Below are 15,351 nucleotides of genomic sequence, written 5' to 3'. Positions count from 1 at the left end.
GGGGAGTCGTTCGGTTCATGGCGTCCGTCAGGCGGCTTCCCGCCCGTCCTCTTCCTCGCGCTTCAGAATCTCGGCCTTCTTCTGGGCGAACAGGCCGGTGATGCGGTGTTGGGCGGCACGGTCCACAGCGCCGATCTCCCGCAGGCGGATGCCGACGCCGGACCGCCAGACCTCCTCCAGATCATCCAGATCCAGGCAGGCTCCCAGCCGACGCTTCACCTCCGCCTCGAAGGCCTCGACGGCGGCGGGCTGCAGGTCCGGGTTGGACTTGGCGGCATAGAAGGCCTCCGACTCCTCCCGATACTTGCTGTCGTCGAACTGGCCCATATAGACGTCGGCAGCCAAACCCAATTGCAGCAGGCATTTGCCGACCGCGTCGGTCATCGACATCTTGAAGCACTCGTCGTCCGGCATCTCCACGCCATTGCGGCGGCGGACCATCTCGGTCCCGCCCCACTGCGGGCCGGTGAAGCACTTCTCCTTCGTCTCCGGGTCGATGTACCAGACGCGGGCGCAGATGAAGATCATCCGTTCCGCGATGGTCCAGTCCACCTGCTCATAGCCCCAGCCCTTGCCGATCGGGCCGAAAACCTCCGTCATCATCTGGAAGCGCCAGGTCGGGTCGATCTGCGTGCCGCGGAAGCCGCCGGAGCGGGTGAAGGGCTTGGTCGCCTTTGGATCGGTGCGCTTCAGCCGGTTCCACAGGAACAGGGTGTCGATGCGCTGCGGCTCCCCCGTCCCGCTGCCGCCGGTAGAGCCCTTGGACCCTTGCGAGCCACGGCTGCCGCCGGACTTCGGTTCGACCGGAGCGGTTTCCGTCACGCTGGATTCGGTTACGCTCGACTCAACAGCTTCGGTTTCGGCAACGACGTGGTCGGTCTTGCTCATGCGTCCCATGATTTGGGTCCTTCTTGTCCAAACGTTTCGGCTCTCCCCTCACCCCAGCCGGCGGTCAGCACTGTTTCCAGGCTGAATTCCACCGCGTTCGGGTCAGCGGAGGGGCTCCAGGATTGCGCTTCGGCCAGGGCGCGGCGCGGCGGTGCGCCGTAGCGCAGGCTGAGCCGGCCTTCGCGGTCGCGCGCCAGATACAGGCCTCCGGACCGGCCATCGGCCTGATCCATGGAGACAAAAGCGATGCGGGCGTCGTCGGGCATCAGCGCCTTGAGAGCGGCCTCCGCCTCCTTCACCTCCAGAGCCGCCGCCCGGTTGGCGACCAGCCGGTCGGCCAGCGCGCGGAAGCGGTTGTGCCGTCCCATGTCGAAGACTCGGCCGCTCTCATAGGACGGAGCGTCCATCGGCAGCGGATCCACCGGCTCGACGTCGTTGACGACGTGCCACCAGAAGGCCTCCAGCGTCTCCAGCAGCCGTTCGACATCGTCGGAGCGGCGATCCACCGTCATCAGGCTGTGCCCGGTCGGGCGCAGGATCGACAGCAGCGCGCGGTCCAGACCGACCACCTCCAACTGGTGCTGGATTTGCCAGTGATAGCGGCGGGCAAGATCGGCATCGCTCTGGAATCCGCTGTTGAACTTCGCCTCCACGATGGTGTCGAGCACGCCGTCGGCCGCGCTGCCGGTCAGGAAGTCGGGGTGTGCGACCATCCAGTCATGTTCGGCATGGCGGTAGGTGTCGGGTGCGGCCACACAGGCGCGGCCGGTGGCATGGGTCACGAAGCGCGGGTGCAGATGCTCGGTGGCGATGCCGATCTGGACGGCGGCGACAAGGTCGAGGTTTTCAGGCCCGACCCGCCCGGTCTTCTCGCGCCACAGCGACAGCCAGTCGCCGGCCATCACGCGCGTCGCGTCCGACGACCCGATCCGCCCCGCCCGCAAGTCCCGTTGTGCCTGAGTGATCGCCATGCCGTTCCGACTTCTCCAGCTCCAAAGCGGGGCCTTTGCTGCGACTTCGCAGCATGTTTTCAGACCACCTCACCGGACCCTGGATATGGGATGCGAATACGCAGTTTTCAAGAACAAAACATGAACCTTTGGCTTGGCCGCAGACCAGAACAAGGTCTTGGAAACAGGCTATATTTGGCGTCTTCTAACGAGAGTCACCGCAAGTCAAAACGGACGGAGTAGAGCCCCCCCGTTTTTGCGAGCAACGGAAAATCGGAACACGCGCCGCGACTCGGGAAATAGCAGACTTTTACATGCGAAGCGCTCGCACGACGTGCACTGCTACTCCGGCCACGTGAGCGCGGTCGAAGGCGGTCGGGCGGCAGTCGGGATCGGTCGAAACCGGCATCAGATGGGGCGGGAAGAAGCGATAGCCGCAGATGGTGCCCTCGCCCACCGTCACCACCACGTCGCCTGTTTGCGGTGTCAGCACGTCCAGCGGCTCCAGCACCACGCAGTCCCGCGGCAGAACTCCAGCGGCATCCAGGCTCTTGGACAGGATGCGCAGCGCGAAGGCACGGCGGGAGGTTTGGCCATCCATGGCGACCGATGCGGCGCCGTCCTTCAGCGCCCCGGTCAGGAACGCCTCCCCTGCCCTGGGGCCGAGGTCGAGGAAGATGTGCGCCTGCTCCAGCGTCAGCACCGGCACGCGGGAGACCGGCGCATAGGCATGATCGTCGAGGAAGCGCGGCTCCGACCCGGCGATGCGGGCCAGCCGCGCCAGGGTATCGGCGCTGGGCACGCTGCCCATCACCGGATCGCGCAGGAAACGGGTCAGGTTGGTCGCGGTGACGCCAGCCAGCCGCGCCCAGCCACCGGCGCTCCAGCCCTTCGCCTCCATGACGCCGGTCATCCAGCGCAGGATGGCTCGCCGCGTGTCGTCCATCGGTCTCCCCCTCAACCGTGCCCCCACCTTGTCCTACACGGTCCGGACGGGGTGGAGAAAGGCGCGATGGACTCAAGCCCGCTGCGATTTTGCAGTGCCGCCTTGGACTCTGCCGTGGCAGCCCCATCTGTGCGGCATCGAAGACGGCACATCGAAGCCAACAGAGGGAGTTGCAGCCATGATCGTCACCAGCACCGATTCCGTCGAAGGCCGCCAGATCACCCAGTATCTCGGCATCGTCGCCGGCGAGGCGATCATGGGCGTCAACGTGTTCCGCGACCTGTTCTCGTCGGTCCGCGACATCGTCGGCGGCCGGGCCGGCGGCTATCAGGCGGCGCTGCGCGACGCCCGCGAGGCCGCCTTCGCCGATCTGGAGGAGTCGGCCCGCGCGCTGGGCGCTGATGCGGTGGTCGGCGTCGATGTCGATTACGAGGTGCTGGGCAAGGAGAACGGCATGCTGATGGTGTCGGTCAACGGCACGGCCGTGCGTCTTCGCTGAAGGCGGGCCCTGACCCTAAGCGTCACCGAAGGCGCCTGGACAGACCCCACCGTATGGGTAGACTGCCGGTCCGGCAAGCAATGGGCCAGCAAGCAATCGGGAGGGGGATGCACATGCGTGGGGTTGTCCGCGGTTCCATCTGGTCAGGCTGCATCGGCGGCCTTGCCATGGCGGCGTGCCTGTTCGGCACCCTGCCGGCGCTGGCGCTCGACGGAATCGTCGAGAAGAAGGTCTTCGAGATGCCGTCCTACACCACGACCGGCGGCGGAACGATCAAGAACGTCCGGATCGGCTGGGAAAGCTATGGCAAGCTGAACGACGCCAAGGACAATGTCATCCTCATCACCCATTTCTTCAGCGGCAACAGCCACGCCGCCGGAAAATACAAGGCCGATGATGCCGCCCCCGGCTATTGGGACAGCATCATCGGCCCCGGCAAGCCGTTGGATACCGACAAATACTTCATCATCAGCTCAGACACGCTGGTGAACCTGTCGCCCAAGGACCCCACCGTCGTCACCACCGGCCCGGCCAGCATCAACCCGGACACCGGCAAGCCCTATGGCATGAGCTTCCCCATCGTCACCATCCAGGACTTCGTCAATGTCCAGAAGGCGCTGGTCGACAGCCTGGGCATCAAGACGCTGCAGGCGGTGATGGGCGGCTCGATGGGCTCGCTCCAGGCCTTCGAATGGGGGGCCGACCATCCGGAGATGGTCAAGCGCGTCATCGCCGCCATCGGCGGGCCGGAGGCCGATCCCTTCCTGATCGGCTGGCTGAACCTGTGGGCGGCGCCGATCAAACTCGACCCCAACTGGAACAACGGCGACTATTACGGCAAGGCGGAGCCGAAGGCCGGCCTGACCGAGGCGCTGAAGCTGGTCACCCTGCAAGCCCGCCACTGGAAATGGGCCGACGCCGCCTTCGGCCGCAAATGGGCGGAGGACGGGAAGGATCCGAAGGCCGCGATGGGCAACCAGTACGCCATTGAGGCGTGGCTGGACAAGGCGGCCGCCGGCCGCGCCGCGGTCAGCGACGCCAATCACTTCCTTTATCTTGTGAAGGCCAACCAGACCTTCGTCACCGGCAACGGCGCCTCGCTGGAGGATGGGCTGACGAAGATCAAGGCCCCGGTCCTGCTGATCCCGTCGGCCGATGATCTCGTCTTCCCGCCCGACCGCAACATGCGTCCGCTGAAGGACCGGCTTGAGAAGCAGGGGAACGGCGTCGAGTACACCGAGTCGATCACCTCGACCCTCGGCCATCTCGATGGCGTGGCGAACATCGGCAAGGCCGGCGACACGATCGCCCAGTTCCTGGCAAAGTGAATGGTGCGGGGGGCGCCCGTGAGGGTGCCCCTACTCAGTGACCGGCGTTCCGCGGAAGTTCAGCAGGCTCGGCGCCTTGTCGATGATCTCTTCCAGAATGAGCGAGGCGGTTTCCAGTTCCCGCTCCAGTTCCGGGCCGAGCTTGCCGGCATAGTTGGGACGACGCAGCTTTTCCGCCGCATCGTGCAGGCTGCGCAACTCGGCCACGAAGATCTCGCGCGCCCCCATCGGCAGGATCGGGTTGGCTGACAGCACGAAGAAGAAGCGCATGCTGGCCCTCACCAACAGGGCCAGCATCACCGTATCCAGCTTCTCGAACTGGTCGCGCAGGTCGTCGGATCGCGCATCGACCAGATTGCGCATGCGCTGCTCGATCAGGATGACCAGCGCCTGGAACTCGCCCACCTTGTCGCGGAAATCGCGATAGGCGCCGAAGCTGTGCTTGCTGGCCTCATGTTCGGCCAACTGGGCCAGCTTGGAGGCTTCACGGCACTGGCGTTCCAGCGCGCCCAGCAGTTCCTTGACCTCGGCTCGGGTATATTGGCGCTTGCTCATGGGACTCGGCAGGGGTTGTACAGGCGTTCGGGCAGGCGTTCGGACCGTCCGTCAAGCTATAGCACAACCCATGGGCTGCAACCTATCCCATGCTCAATGGTCGGCCTTCACCGGACCGCCCGGACGCCGCACCAGCGGCATGAACAGCAGCGCGCCGAAGAACACCGCCGACATCAACAGCATGGCGTCGTTGAAGGTCAGGATCAGCGCCTCGCGCTGGACCAGCCCGACCAGCCGAGACATGGCTGCTGCGGTCGGGTCGGCCACCAGCCCGTCGAAACGCTGGCTGAGGTTGTCGACCATCTGCTGCACCTCCGGCCGGGCAAGGTTCACATTGTCGCCGAGACGGTTCAGGTGCAGCGCGTTGCGGTCGGTCAGCACCGTGTTGATCGCCGCCAGCCCGATGGCGCCGCCCAGGTTGCGCATCAGGTTGTACAGGCCGGACGCGTTCTTCAGCTTGTCCGGCGGCAGGGTGCCGAGCGCCACGCTGTTGATCGGGATGAAGCACAGCATCAGCGACATGCCGCGCACCGCCTGCGGCAGGAACAGCTCCCAAAAGCCGGTGTCGGCGGTGAAATGGCTGTTCAGCCAGACGCCGGTGCCGAACAGGATCAGCCCAAGCGCCAGCATGGCCCGCAGATCCATCCGCTTCGACAGGGCGCCGGCGATTGGCGCCGACATGAACTGGAAGGCGCCGGTCACGAACATGATCTCGCCGATCTGCAAACTGTTGAAGCCGCGCACACGGGCGAGGAACAGCGGCTGCAGATAGACCGACCCATAGAGGCCGATGCCCAGGATGAAGCTGTAGAGCGACCCGATGGCGAAGTTGCGGTCGGCGAAGGCGCGCAGCTCAACGATCGGGTTGCGATAGGACAGCACCCGCCAGAAGAAACCGACGGCGGAGAGGGCGGCAACCACGGCCAGCGCGAAGATCGCCTCGTCATCGAACCAGTCGTTCCGCGGTCCTTCCTCCACCACATATTCCAGGCTGCCCAGGAAGGACGCCATCAGCGCCAGCCCTAGGAAGTCGAAGCCCTTGCGCAGTTCCGGATTGGGCCGGTCGACATCGACCAGGAACCAGACCAGCGAGGTCACCAGGATGCCGGGGATGACGTTGGCCAGGAACAGCCAGTGCCAGGACATATGCTGGGTCAGGTAACCGCCCAGCGTCGGGCCGATGGTCGGCGCCATGGTGGCGACCAGACCCATCATCACCGACACGCCGGCCCGCTTCTCCGGCGGGAAGATCAGGAAGCTGGTGGCGAACACGGTTGGGATCATCGCACCGCCGATGAAGCCCTGGAGCGCACGCCAGACGATCATCGATTCAATGCCGCCGGCGAAGGCGCAGGCGACGCTGGTCAGGGTGAAACCGGCGGCGGCCAGCGTGAACAGCACGCGGGTCGACATGATGCGCGACAGGATGCCCGACAGCGGAATCATCACGACCTCCGCGATCAGGTAGGAGGTCTGCACCCAGGAAATCTCGTCGGCGCTGGCTGCAAGGCCGGCCTGGATTTCCGACAGCGAGCTGGAGACGATCTGAATATCGAGGATCGCCATGAACATGCCGACGACCATCGCGAAGAAGCCGGCGATGTCGCGCGGGGTGAGGGGGCGCATGCCCTGGGCCGGTGTCGCCATGGAACCGCTGCCTTCCGTCATGGCCGAACGATTTCCGCCACCAAACGGGCGGAGCCGGCCGATATGCTGCCCAAACTGTCAAAAAATGGATTGCTGACGGGAACGCCGCTCCCGAAGGGGGAGGGAAGGAGCGGCGCTCCCGTCGGAGCCGTGACCGCCTTTATCGGGCGGCCACCGCCTGCTTGTCGGTCAGCGCGCCAAAGACGCCGCCGGCCAGATGGGGCTGGGTGCCGGCACCCCGGGTGTCGACCTCCGCCACCACCGACAGGCCGGGGCGCAGCAGGCCGGCAAGCGCATTGTCACGCGGCAGGGCGATGCGGACCGGAACGCGCTGGACGATCTTGGTGAAGTTGCCGGTGGCATTCTCCGGCGGCAGCAGCGAGAACTTGGATCCCGATGCCGGAGCAAAGCTCTCCACCGTGCCGATCAGCTCACGATCGGGAAAGGCGTCGACGGAGATGCTGACATGCTGGCCGGGGCGCATGCGCGACAGCTGCGTTTCCTTGAAGTTGGCGACGACATAGACGTCGGGCAGCGGTACCAGCGACAGCATCTGCACGCCCGGCCGGGCATACTGGCCGACCTGGACGCCACGGTTGCCGATCACGCCGTCAACCGGCGCCCGGATCACGGTGTTGTCGAGATCGATGCGCGCGGTCTGGAGCGTTGCCTCAGACTGGGCCAGATGGGCCTCCGTCTCGGTCCGGGTGGCGCGCAGGACGTTGATCTGCTCCTTCTCCGACGCCAACGCCGCCCGCGACTTCGCCACCTGGGCCACCGCCTTGCGCAGGTCGGCGTCGGCGGTTTCCAGCTTCTGCCGGCTGGTCCAACTGTCGCTGGCCAGCGACCGGCTGCGGTCATACTCCTGCTGGGCACGGCGCTGCTCGGCGTCGGCACTCGCCAGCGTGGCGGCGGCTTGGTCGATCACCGTGCGCTGAAGCTCAAGCTTGCTGTCCAACGTGCCAAGCGCTGCCTTCTGCGCGGTCACCGCCGCCTCGGCTTCAGCCACCTTGGCGCGGAAATCCTGATCGTCCAGAATCGCCAGCACGTCGCCCGTCCGGACCAGTTGGTTTTCGGCAACCTTCACGTCGCGGACATAAGCGGAGATCTTCGGGCTGACGACGGTGATGTCGCTCTGCACATACGCGTTGTCGGTCGATTCGAGGAACCGGCCCTCCGTCCACCAATGTTCGCCGGCGACGGCGCCACCTGCCAGCACGGCCAGCGCAACGCCCGACAGCACGATCTTCCGCACGCCATTCGCCATTGTCTCTATCCCCAATCCACCGCGGTCCGGTCCGCCTTCCGCCGATCGCTCTTGTCGGCACCGCCACGGAAAAGAAACTGAACCGTTCAGTTTAGTCTTGTCGGAAGATGGAGGACGGCCTATCTGTTGTCAAGACCGAACTGAACGGTTTAGTTTTTGGCAATTGATGTCAGGGGGCTTGTCGGACGATGCGGAACGCGGTAGGGGCCAAGCACATGGACTCAGGCGAGGCGCGCATGACCACATTGGTGGCCCCCACTCCCGAAGCAGGATCGAAGCCGGCTCAGATCATGAACGCGGCAGGTACCTTGTTCCTGGAGCACGGCTACAGCGCCGTCAGCATGGACGCGGTCGCCAAGAAGGCAAATGTGTCCAAGGCGACGCTGTACGCGCATTTCGGCAGCAAGGAGGAACTGTTCCGGGCAATGGTCGCCTGCGAATGCGCGAACTCCGTCATGGCCGGCATTTGGGACGAGGCGATGAGCCTTCCGGCGGCGGACGGGCTGCGTCTGATCGGCCGGACCTTCGTCCATTTCATCGCCTCGGCAAAGGCGCTTGGCCTCTACCGCATGGTGCTGGGCGAAGTGCTGCGTCAGCCCCAGCTCGCCCAGGCCTTCTATGAGAGCGGACCGGCCGAAACCTTCCAGCGTGCCTACCAGTTCATGTCCCATATGACGGAAAGGGGCGAACTGGCGATCACCGATTGCGATCTCGCCACCCACCAGTTCTTCGGTCTGCTGAAGGCCAACATGCACATGAAGCTGCTGCTGTGCCTGAGCGAGCGGCCGAGCGACGCGGATCTGGAGCGGTTCGTCGACGCCGCCGTCGACCTGTTCGTCAAAGGCTATGCGCCCGAAAAGCGCTGAGCGGCGACTGTCTCAAAGTCGCTGAGCGAAAGGTCGGCAATCTGAAATTGGCACCAGGGGCAATCGAGATCCAATAGTCAGGGTTCCTGACGCAAACGTCGCCCCCTCTGACTTGTCACCGGCTAAGGCTTCGTATAGCGTGCCGGGGACATACCGGCGTAACGGTGCGTGGCGGGTTTGCGGATGGATTTCGAGACGACCTTCATCGCGCAGGTCATCACCGTGATCGGCTTTGCCGTCGGTCTGTCCATCGTCGTGGCCTCTGGCCGCTATCCGCGCCATATCCGCAACTCCCTGCGTGCCTATGCCTATGGGAAATTCCTGCTGGGGTTCGGCTTCCTGATAGCGGGCCTGCGCGGCAGTGCGGCTCCCGACCTGCTGGTGCCGCTGGCCAACGGGCTGGGAATCACCGGCCTCGCGATGAACTACACCAGCGTCCGCCATCTCCAGAGCAGGCCGGTCTCGCCCCTCGCACCCGCCGCCGTCGGGCTGGCGGTGGCCGTCGCGTGCCTGCTGTTGCTGTTTGTCGACGCCGGCATCGCCTCGGTCCGCACCCTGGTCAGCTTCACGACGGCGGCGGTGCTGCTGGGCATCGCCTTCGAGGTGCTTGTGCGCTACGAGGGACGCGGCATTCCCCACTATGTCACCGGAGTGCTCTGCGCCACACTGGCCATGGTCTATCTGGTCCGGATGGGTGCCGGCCTGACGCAGGAGGAGACGCCCACCGCTTACATGCTGGACGACCGGGTGGAGCGGACCACCTTCCTTCTGACGCTTCTCGGCACCGTGACCGGAGCGATCAACTACGTCCTGATGGCCAGCGACGAGTTCAACCGCGAACTCGCGAAGCTTGCCCACACCGACGGGCTGACCGGCAGCCTGAACCGGCGACGCCTGTTCGAGATGGGGGAGATCGAATTCCGCCGCGCCCGCCGCCATGGCCGCGACCTGACCGTGCTGGTGCTTGACATCGACCGCTTCAAATCGATCAACGACCGCGCCGGCCATCCGTTCGGCGACCGGGTGATCCAGGCGGTGGCCGACTGCTGCGCCGGTCAGATCCGGCGCGAGGACGCAATGGGCAGGATCGGCGGGGAGGAGTTCGCCATCCTGCTGCCGGAAACCGGCCTGGAGGCCGGCCGGCTGCTGGCCGAGCGGCTGCGCAGCGCCATCGAACGGCAACTGGCCCAGCTTGGTGCCGAAGGCGGCGTGACGGTGACCTGCAGCATCGGCGGCGTCAGCCTGACCCGGGAGCACAGCGAGTTTTCCGACCTGATGGCCCAGTCGGACAGCGCGCTTTACGACGCCAAGCATGCCGGACGCAATCAGGTGCGATTCTTCCCCACAGTGTCGCTGACTCCTGCGCTGCACGCCTGACCGGCGAAAGGTCGACGGGCAGAACCGGTTAGAAAAAGTGGCGCCACGGAGAATGGCGCACGGCCGCCTTTACCAGCGGGGCCGCTTGCAGCATTATCCGCACCGGTCCCCGCCGGCCGGCTTAACCCGGCCGTTCGTCCGGGGCCGGTCCGATCCGGCTCCGTCCCTTCCGGCAACATCGGCATAAGGTCGTGGTTCTTTCCCATCTCGGCTCCGGCGGCCTCGAGCCGCAGCGGTCGCAGCTGACGCTCGGCACGAAATTCAGGCTCATCAACTGGGGGCTGGTCCTGCTGATCTGCACGATCACAGGGGTCGGCGTCGGGCTGCTCTATTCCGCCGCCGGCGGCCATTGGAAGCCGTGGGCGCAGCCCCAGCTGGTCCGCGCCATCCCCGGCCTCGTACTCATGCTGGGCATCGCGCTGGTCGACATCCGTCACCTGATGAAGTCGGCTTACGTCATCTTCTTCATGGTGCTCTGCCTGTTGATCGCGGTGGAGCTGATGGGCCGCATCGGCATGGGCGCCCAGCGCTGGATCGACCTCGGCTTCTTCCAGCTTCAGCCGTCGGAACTGATGAAGCCGGCGTTGACGCTGGCGCTCGCCCGCTATTTCCACGGGGTGACGCTGGACCAGATCGGCCGGCCGCTTCTGCTGATACCGCCGCTTCTGCTGGTCTTCACCCCGGTGGCCTTCGTGCTGCTCCAGCCCAATCTCGGCACCTCGCTGCTGCTGATCATGGGCAGCGGCGCCATCTTCTTCGCCGCCGGCGTCCGGGTGTGGAAGTTTCTCCTGGTGATCGGCGGCGGCCTGAGCGCCATCCCCATCGCCTGGGAGTTCCTGCACGACTACCAGAAACAGCGTGTCTACACCTTCCTCGAACCGGAAACCGACCCGCTCGGCGCCGGCTACAACATCCTTCAGTCGAAGATCGCGCTGGGGTCCGGCGGGCTGTTCGGCAAGGGCTTCATGTCCGGCTCGCAGAGCCAGCTGATGTTCCTGCCGGAAAAGCACACCGACTTCATCTTCGTCGTCCTGGCGGAGGAGTTCGGCATGGTCGGCGCCGCCACGCTGCTGGCGCTCTACGTCCTGCTGTTCATCTATGGCTGGGTGATCGCGCTGAACAGCCGCAGCCAGTTCGGCCGGCTGGTCGCGGTCGGCATGACCGCACAGTTCTTCCTCTACGTCTTCGTCAATGTGGCGATGGTGATGGGTCTGATCCCCGTCGTCGGCATTCCGCTGCCCCTGGTGTCCTATGGCGGATCGGCGATGATGACGCTGATGATCGGCGTCGGCCTGCTGCTGAGCATGTCGGTCCACCGCGACGTGCGCATCCCCAAAAGCGGCGTTACCGACGTCTGACCTGCCCTCTTTCGTTTCGGTCATTCGGCCGGGGTACGCCGGGCAGGCCCCGTCGCACCCCGGCCGCGCCGTTGCCACCCTGCCCCGCTCTCGCGATATCGGGGTGGAGACCGACCCATCTTGCGGGTAGGTCCGCTGCAGCGGGAGGAACAGCCATGCGGAGAGACGCCCGGCGTGTGCGGACGCGTATTCTGATCGGTGCGGGAGTTGCGGCCCTGTTTGCCGGTCCCCTTTTCTTCGGCAGCGCGCCGGTAATGGCAGAGTCGCTGTTCAGCCATATCGGCGGCAGCTTCAGCGAGACTGGCGGGTCTTTCGAGACTTCGCGCTGGCAACGGTCGGACGGCTGGAAATCCGGCGGGCACATGAGCTGCACCTGGAGCCGCGCCAACGTCACCGCCGAGAAGGGCCACCTCGCCCTGTCGGTCAGCGACCGCATCTCCGGCGGCGACCGCTATTCCTGCGGTGAATATTCGACCCACCGCTTCTACGGCTACGGCGCCTACACGGTGTCGCTGAAGGCGGTGAAGGCCGATGGGGTGATGACCTCTGTCTCCCACTATACCGGCCCGCCCTTCGGCGATCCGTGGGACGAGATCACCATGGGCATCGCCGGTAAGGACACCACCAAGCTGGAAATCAGCTACGTCGCCAACGGCACCGGGCACCGCAACACCGTGGTCGATCTGGGCTTCGACGCTGCCAAGGGCTTCCACAGCTACGGCTTCGACTGGAAGCCCAATGGCATCGTCTGGACCGTCGACGGCAAGCCGGTCCATCAGGTGTCCGGCAAGCTGGGTGAGTTGCCCCGCATGCCCGGCCGTCTGATGCTGCGCTTCTGGAGCGCGTCAGGCGACACCGAATGGCTGCGCCGCTTCAGCTATCCCGGCCATCCCCTGGCCGCCGAGGTCGCCTCCGTCACCTACCGCGAGGACCCGGCCAACCTCAGCAACTAAAGGGGGGGAGCCGCTCAGTCGAGAGCTTCGGCGCCCAGGTAGGATTCGACGACGCGGGGGTCGGCGACGACCTCAGCCGGGGCGCCGTCGGCGATCTTCTCGCCATGGTCCAGCACCACGACGCGGTCGGACAGCGCCATAACCGCCCGCATGACATGCTCGATCATCAGGATCGTCAGCCCTTCGCGCCTGTTCAGGTCGCGCAGGACCTCGACCATGCGGTCGACCTCGGTCGGGCGGAGCCCGGCCAGCACCTCGTCCAGCAGCAGCAGGGTCGGACGGGTCGCCAGCGCGCGGGCGACCTCCAGCCGCTTGCGGTCGGGCAGGGTCAGGCTGCGGGCCGGCCGATTGGCCTGATCGGCAAGTTCCAGCCGCTCCAGCACGGCGCGGGCCTGCACCCGTGCCGCCTCCACCGACCGCTCGCGGGCCAGCGCGCCGACCACGACATTATCCTCCACCGTCAGCTGGCCGAAGGGCTTGACGATCTGGAAGGTGCGGCCGATCCCGGCGGCGCAGACCCGGTCGGGCTTCAGCCCGGTCAAGTTGCGGCCCTTCAGCGTCACCCGCCCCTCGTCGGGAGGGAAGACGCCAGCGATCAGGTTGAAGGTGGTGGTCTTGCCGGCCCCGTTCGGGCCGATCAGCGCCAGGATGCGCCCCTCCGGCACGGTGAAGCTGACCTCGGACACCGCCTTCAGCCCGCGGAACCGCTTGGACAGACGCTCGACCTCAAGCAAGGCGGTCATCTCAGGCGCCCTCCCCCGGCTGGCGGACCAGACGCAGGCGGCGGGCCAGCCAGGGCCACACGCCCTCCGGCCGGAACACCACGATCACCACCAGCGCCGCACCATAGAACAGTTGCTTCAGACCGGGCAGGTCCAGCCCGCCGGCCTCGATCAGGAAGGTGAGCGCCTCGCCCAGCGGGGTCAGGATGAAGGCGCCCAGGATCGGGCCCACCAGCGTACCGATGCCGCCGACGATGGCCGGCAGGATGATCTCGATGGAGCGGCCCATGGAGAAGACCTGTTCCGGGAACAGGTTGTTGAAATAGAAGGCCTGGAACACCCCGCCCAGCGCCGTCAGGGCGGACGACACCGCCACCGCCGTCATGCGGGCGCGGAACAGGTCGACGCCCGACGCCTCCGCCGCGTCCGGCTCCTCGCGCACCGCCAGCCACTGGTAGCCCAGGCGGCTGTGGAGCAGCGCGCGCGACATGAACAGTGCGCCGACGACCAGCGCCAGCGCCACGTAATAGAACAGCACCGGCGAGCCGCGCAGGTTCAGCGGGTCGCTCGCCCCGGCTTCCACCGGCAGGAAAAAGCCGCCGGAGCCGCCGACCCAGGTGATGTGGTCGAAGCCGATGCGCGCCACCTCGGCGAAGGCGATGGTCAGCAGGGCGAAATGCACGCCCTTCACCCCGAAGCGGAAACCGAGGAAACCGATGATGCAGCCAGCCACCACCGCGACCAGCATCGCCACGACCATGCCGGCCCAGGGGCCGATGCCGAAATGGACGAACAGCGCGGCGCTGACATAAGCGCCGAGCCCGACATACAGCGCATGGCCCAGCGACAGCAGGCCGGAAAAGCCCATCATCACGTTCCAGGCCTGCCCGACATAGGCGAACCACAGCACCGTGGTCAGCACCGACACCAGATAGCGGTCGGCGATGAAGGGCGCCACCGCCAGCCCGAGTGCCGACAGGACCAGCAGGATCATGCCGCGTCCAGTCACTCCCGAAGGCATCATTCCCGATGGCCCGCTCATGACCGTTTCCTCAACAGCCCTTGCGGGCGCAGCAGCAGAACCACGATCAGCACCCCGTAGCTGAACAGGGATTTCAGGGACGGCGTCAGCAGGAAGCCGGCCAGCGCCTCCGACATGCCGATCAGCACGCCGCCCAGCAGCGCGCCCGGCAGGCTGCCCAGCCCGCCAACGATGACGATGATGAAGCTGAGCAGCGTGTATTCGGGCGCCAGCTGCGGCCGGGCATCGACCAGCAGCGTCATCAGCGCGCCGGCCACCCCGACCACCGCGGCACCGATGCCGAAGGTCAGGGCATAGAGGCCGTCGATGTTCAGACCGACCACGCGGGCGCCCAGCGGATTGTCGGCGCAGGCGCGGATCGCCTTCCCGGTTCGGCTGAAGCGGAAGAAGGCGAACAGGACCGCCGCCACCACGATGGCCGCCGCCCCGGCGCGCAGCCGGACGGCGTCCAGCAGCATCGGCCCGATCTCCACCGTGTCGAAGCTGTAGGGCACCTGGACGTTGCGGGCATCCGGGCCGAACAGCATCAGCATGGCGTTGACCAGGATGGTGGCGATGCCCAGCAGAAGAATGAACTGCATGTGCTCCGGCCGCTCGACGAACTTGTTCACCAGGCCGCGCTGGAGCAGCCAACCGCAGGCGAACAGCAGCGCCGCCATGATCGGAGCCGACAGCAGAGGGTCGAGACCCAGCCAGCCGCCCAGCAGCACCGCGCCGTACATGCCCGCCACCATCATTTCGCCATGGGCGAAGTTGACGACGCGCACCACGCCGAAGATGACCGAAAGCCCCAGCGCCGCCAGCCCGTAGACCAGGCCGGTCAGCAGGCCGGAAGCCGCGATGTTCAGATAATAGTCGATCGGCATGGGCGGCGGATTGTCCGAACGGTTGGGTTCTGCGGGTTAGCAGCCCAAGGGGGATGCAGGCAAGCCAGAATGACCGCCGGCAATGCG

At 66.1% G+C, this 15,351-nt stretch carries 15 protein-coding genes; 6 read left to right on the top strand and 9 right to left on the bottom strand.

Annotated features, from left to right (window positions below; all coding sequences use genetic code 11):
- Positions 1 to 27: 27 nt before the first annotated feature.
- The 3 genes from E6C72_RS17620 to E6C72_RS17610 form a co-directional block, all read right to left on the bottom strand.
- Positions 28 to 897: a hypothetical protein gene (locus E6C72_RS17620; RefSeq protein ID WP_247875767.1), complete on the bottom strand. Its 870-nt coding sequence runs from the start codon at positions 895 to 897 to the stop codon at positions 28 to 30.
- The gene (locus E6C72_RS17615) at positions 885 to 1,859 is read right to left on the bottom strand and encodes a YqaJ viral recombinase family protein (protein WP_109086335.1); all 975 of its coding nucleotides are present in this window, start codon (positions 1,857 to 1,859) and stop codon (positions 885 to 887) included. Before E6C72_RS17615 ends, E6C72_RS17620 begins: the two co-directional genes overlap by 13 nt.
- 289 nt (positions 1,860 to 2,148) lie before the next feature.
- A complete protein-coding gene (locus E6C72_RS17610) occupies positions 2,149 to 2,784 on the bottom strand; it encodes a hypothetical protein (protein WP_109086334.1) in 636 nt (211 codons plus the stop codon).
- A 178-nt stretch (positions 2,785 to 2,962) separates the two neighbouring features.
- On the opposite strand from E6C72_RS17610, the gene E6C72_RS17605 reads away from it, so the two are divergent.
- Positions 2,963 to 3,283 (top strand): heavy metal-binding domain-containing protein, encoded by a 321-nt coding sequence (locus E6C72_RS17605; protein ID WP_109086333.1) that lies wholly within the window; start codon positions 2,963 to 2,965, stop codon positions 3,281 to 3,283.
- Positions 3,284 to 3,396: 113 nt separating this feature from the next.
- Positions 3,397 to 4,611, top strand: a complete 1,215-nt coding sequence (locus E6C72_RS17600; RefSeq protein WP_247875766.1) for a homoserine O-acetyltransferase — start codon at positions 3,397 to 3,399, stop codon at positions 4,609 to 4,611.
- A gap of 30 nt (positions 4,612 to 4,641) precedes the next feature.
- Here E6C72_RS17600 and E6C72_RS17595 read toward each other — a convergent pair whose 3' ends face one another.
- The 3 genes from E6C72_RS17595 to E6C72_RS17585 form a co-directional block, all read right to left on the bottom strand.
- Entirely contained in the window at positions 4,642 to 5,166 is a 525-nt protein-coding gene (locus E6C72_RS17595) for a hypothetical protein (protein WP_109086331.1), read from the bottom strand.
- A gap of 93 nt (positions 5,167 to 5,259) precedes the next feature.
- Positions 5,260 to 6,813, bottom strand: coding sequence for a DHA2 family efflux MFS transporter permease subunit (locus E6C72_RS17590; RefSeq protein WP_109086391.1), 1,554 nt, complete (start codon positions 6,811 to 6,813; stop codon positions 5,260 to 5,262).
- Positions 6,814 to 6,973: 160 nt separating this feature from the next.
- Complete coding sequence (locus E6C72_RS17585) at positions 6,974 to 8,080, bottom strand: HlyD family secretion protein (protein ID WP_109086330.1); 1,107 nt, start codon at positions 8,078 to 8,080, stop codon at positions 6,974 to 6,976.
- Between the two features lie 236 nt (positions 8,081 to 8,316).
- Between E6C72_RS17585 and E6C72_RS17580 the strand changes: the two genes are divergently transcribed.
- From E6C72_RS17580 to E6C72_RS17565, 4 genes are all read left to right on the top strand, one after another.
- A complete protein-coding gene (locus E6C72_RS17580; RefSeq protein WP_247875765.1) occupies positions 8,317 to 8,946 on the top strand; it encodes a TetR/AcrR family transcriptional regulator in 630 nt (209 codons plus the stop codon).
- Between the two features lie 183 nt (positions 8,947 to 9,129).
- A complete protein-coding gene (locus E6C72_RS17575) occupies positions 9,130 to 10,323 on the top strand; it encodes a GGDEF domain-containing protein (protein ID WP_109086328.1) in 1,194 nt (397 codons plus the stop codon).
- Positions 10,324 to 10,514: 191 nt separating this feature from the next.
- On the top strand, positions 10,515 to 11,681 hold the full coding sequence (gene rodA, locus E6C72_RS17570) for a rod shape-determining protein RodA (protein WP_109086327.1): 1,167 nt from the start codon (positions 10,515 to 10,517) through the stop codon (positions 11,679 to 11,681).
- A 254-nt stretch (positions 11,682 to 11,935) separates the two neighbouring features.
- Positions 11,936 to 12,634, top strand: a complete 699-nt coding sequence (locus E6C72_RS17565) for a family 16 glycosylhydrolase (protein WP_247875764.1) — start codon at positions 11,936 to 11,938, stop codon at positions 12,632 to 12,634.
- Positions 12,635 to 12,648: 14 nt separating this feature from the next.
- Here the strand turns inward: E6C72_RS17565 and E6C72_RS17560 are convergent, their stop codons facing one another.
- From E6C72_RS17560 to E6C72_RS17550, 3 genes are read right to left on the bottom strand one after another with little or no spacing between them, the layout of a single operon-like run.
- Complete coding sequence (locus E6C72_RS17560; RefSeq protein WP_109086325.1) at positions 12,649 to 13,377, bottom strand: ABC transporter ATP-binding protein; 729 nt, start codon at positions 13,375 to 13,377, stop codon at positions 12,649 to 12,651.
- Between the two features lies 1 nt (position 13,378).
- The gene (locus E6C72_RS17555) at positions 13,379 to 14,398 is read right to left on the bottom strand and encodes a branched-chain amino acid ABC transporter permease (protein WP_199228766.1); all 1,020 of its coding nucleotides are present in this window, start codon (positions 14,396 to 14,398) and stop codon (positions 13,379 to 13,381) included.
- The gene (locus E6C72_RS17550) at positions 14,395 to 15,264 is read right to left on the bottom strand and encodes a branched-chain amino acid ABC transporter permease (protein ID WP_109086324.1); all 870 of its coding nucleotides are present in this window, start codon (positions 15,262 to 15,264) and stop codon (positions 14,395 to 14,397) included. The genes E6C72_RS17555 and E6C72_RS17550 overlap by 4 nt, the downstream gene beginning before the upstream one ends.
- Positions 15,265 to 15,351: the final 87 nt, after the last annotated feature.

Source organism: Azospirillum sp. TSH100 (assembly GCF_004923295.1).
GTDB lineage: Bacteria > Pseudomonadota > Alphaproteobacteria > Azospirillales > Azospirillaceae > Azospirillum.
This window is presented reverse-complemented; position numbering and strand designations above follow the sequence as displayed.

Coding starts and splice junctions, on each gene's coding strand:
- E6C72_RS17620 (WP_247875767.1), bottom strand. CDS start 897: ATGGGACGCATGAGCAAGACCGACCACGTCGTTGCCGAAACCGAAGCT.
- E6C72_RS17615 (WP_109086335.1), bottom strand. CDS start 1,859: ATGGCGATCACTCAGGCACAACGGGACTTGCGGGCGGGGCGGATCGGG.
- E6C72_RS17610 (WP_109086334.1), bottom strand. CDS start 2,784: ATGGACGACACGCGGCGAGCCATCCTGCGCTGGATGACCGGCGTCATG.
- E6C72_RS17605 (WP_109086333.1), top strand. CDS start 2,963: ATGATCGTCACCAGCACCGATTCCGTCGAAGGCCGCCAGATCACCCAG.
- E6C72_RS17600 (WP_247875766.1), top strand. CDS start 3,397: ATGCGTGGGGTTGTCCGCGGTTCCATCTGGTCAGGCTGCATCGGCGGC.
- E6C72_RS17595 (WP_109086331.1), bottom strand. CDS start 5,166: ATGAGCAAGCGCCAATATACCCGAGCCGAGGTCAAGGAACTGCTGGGC.
- E6C72_RS17590 (WP_109086391.1), bottom strand. CDS start 6,813: ATGGCGACACCGGCCCAGGGCATGCGCCCCCTCACCCCGCGCGACATC.
- E6C72_RS17585 (WP_109086330.1), bottom strand. CDS start 8,080: ATGGCGAATGGCGTGCGGAAGATCGTGCTGTCGGGCGTTGCGCTGGCC.
- E6C72_RS17580 (WP_247875765.1), top strand. CDS start 8,317: ATGACCACATTGGTGGCCCCCACTCCCGAAGCAGGATCGAAGCCGGCT.
- E6C72_RS17575 (WP_109086328.1), top strand. CDS start 9,130: ATGGATTTCGAGACGACCTTCATCGCGCAGGTCATCACCGTGATCGGC.
- E6C72_RS17565 (WP_247875764.1), top strand. CDS start 11,936: ATGGCAGAGTCGCTGTTCAGCCATATCGGCGGCAGCTTCAGCGAGACT.
- E6C72_RS17560 (WP_109086325.1), bottom strand. CDS start 13,377: ATGACCGCCTTGCTTGAGGTCGAGCGTCTGTCCAAGCGGTTCCGCGGG.
- E6C72_RS17555 (WP_199228766.1), bottom strand. CDS start 14,398: ATGAGCGGGCCATCGGGAATGATGCCTTCGGGAGTGACTGGACGCGGC.
- E6C72_RS17550 (WP_109086324.1), bottom strand. CDS start 15,264: ATGCCGATCGACTATTATCTGAACATCGCGGCTTCCGGCCTGCTGACC.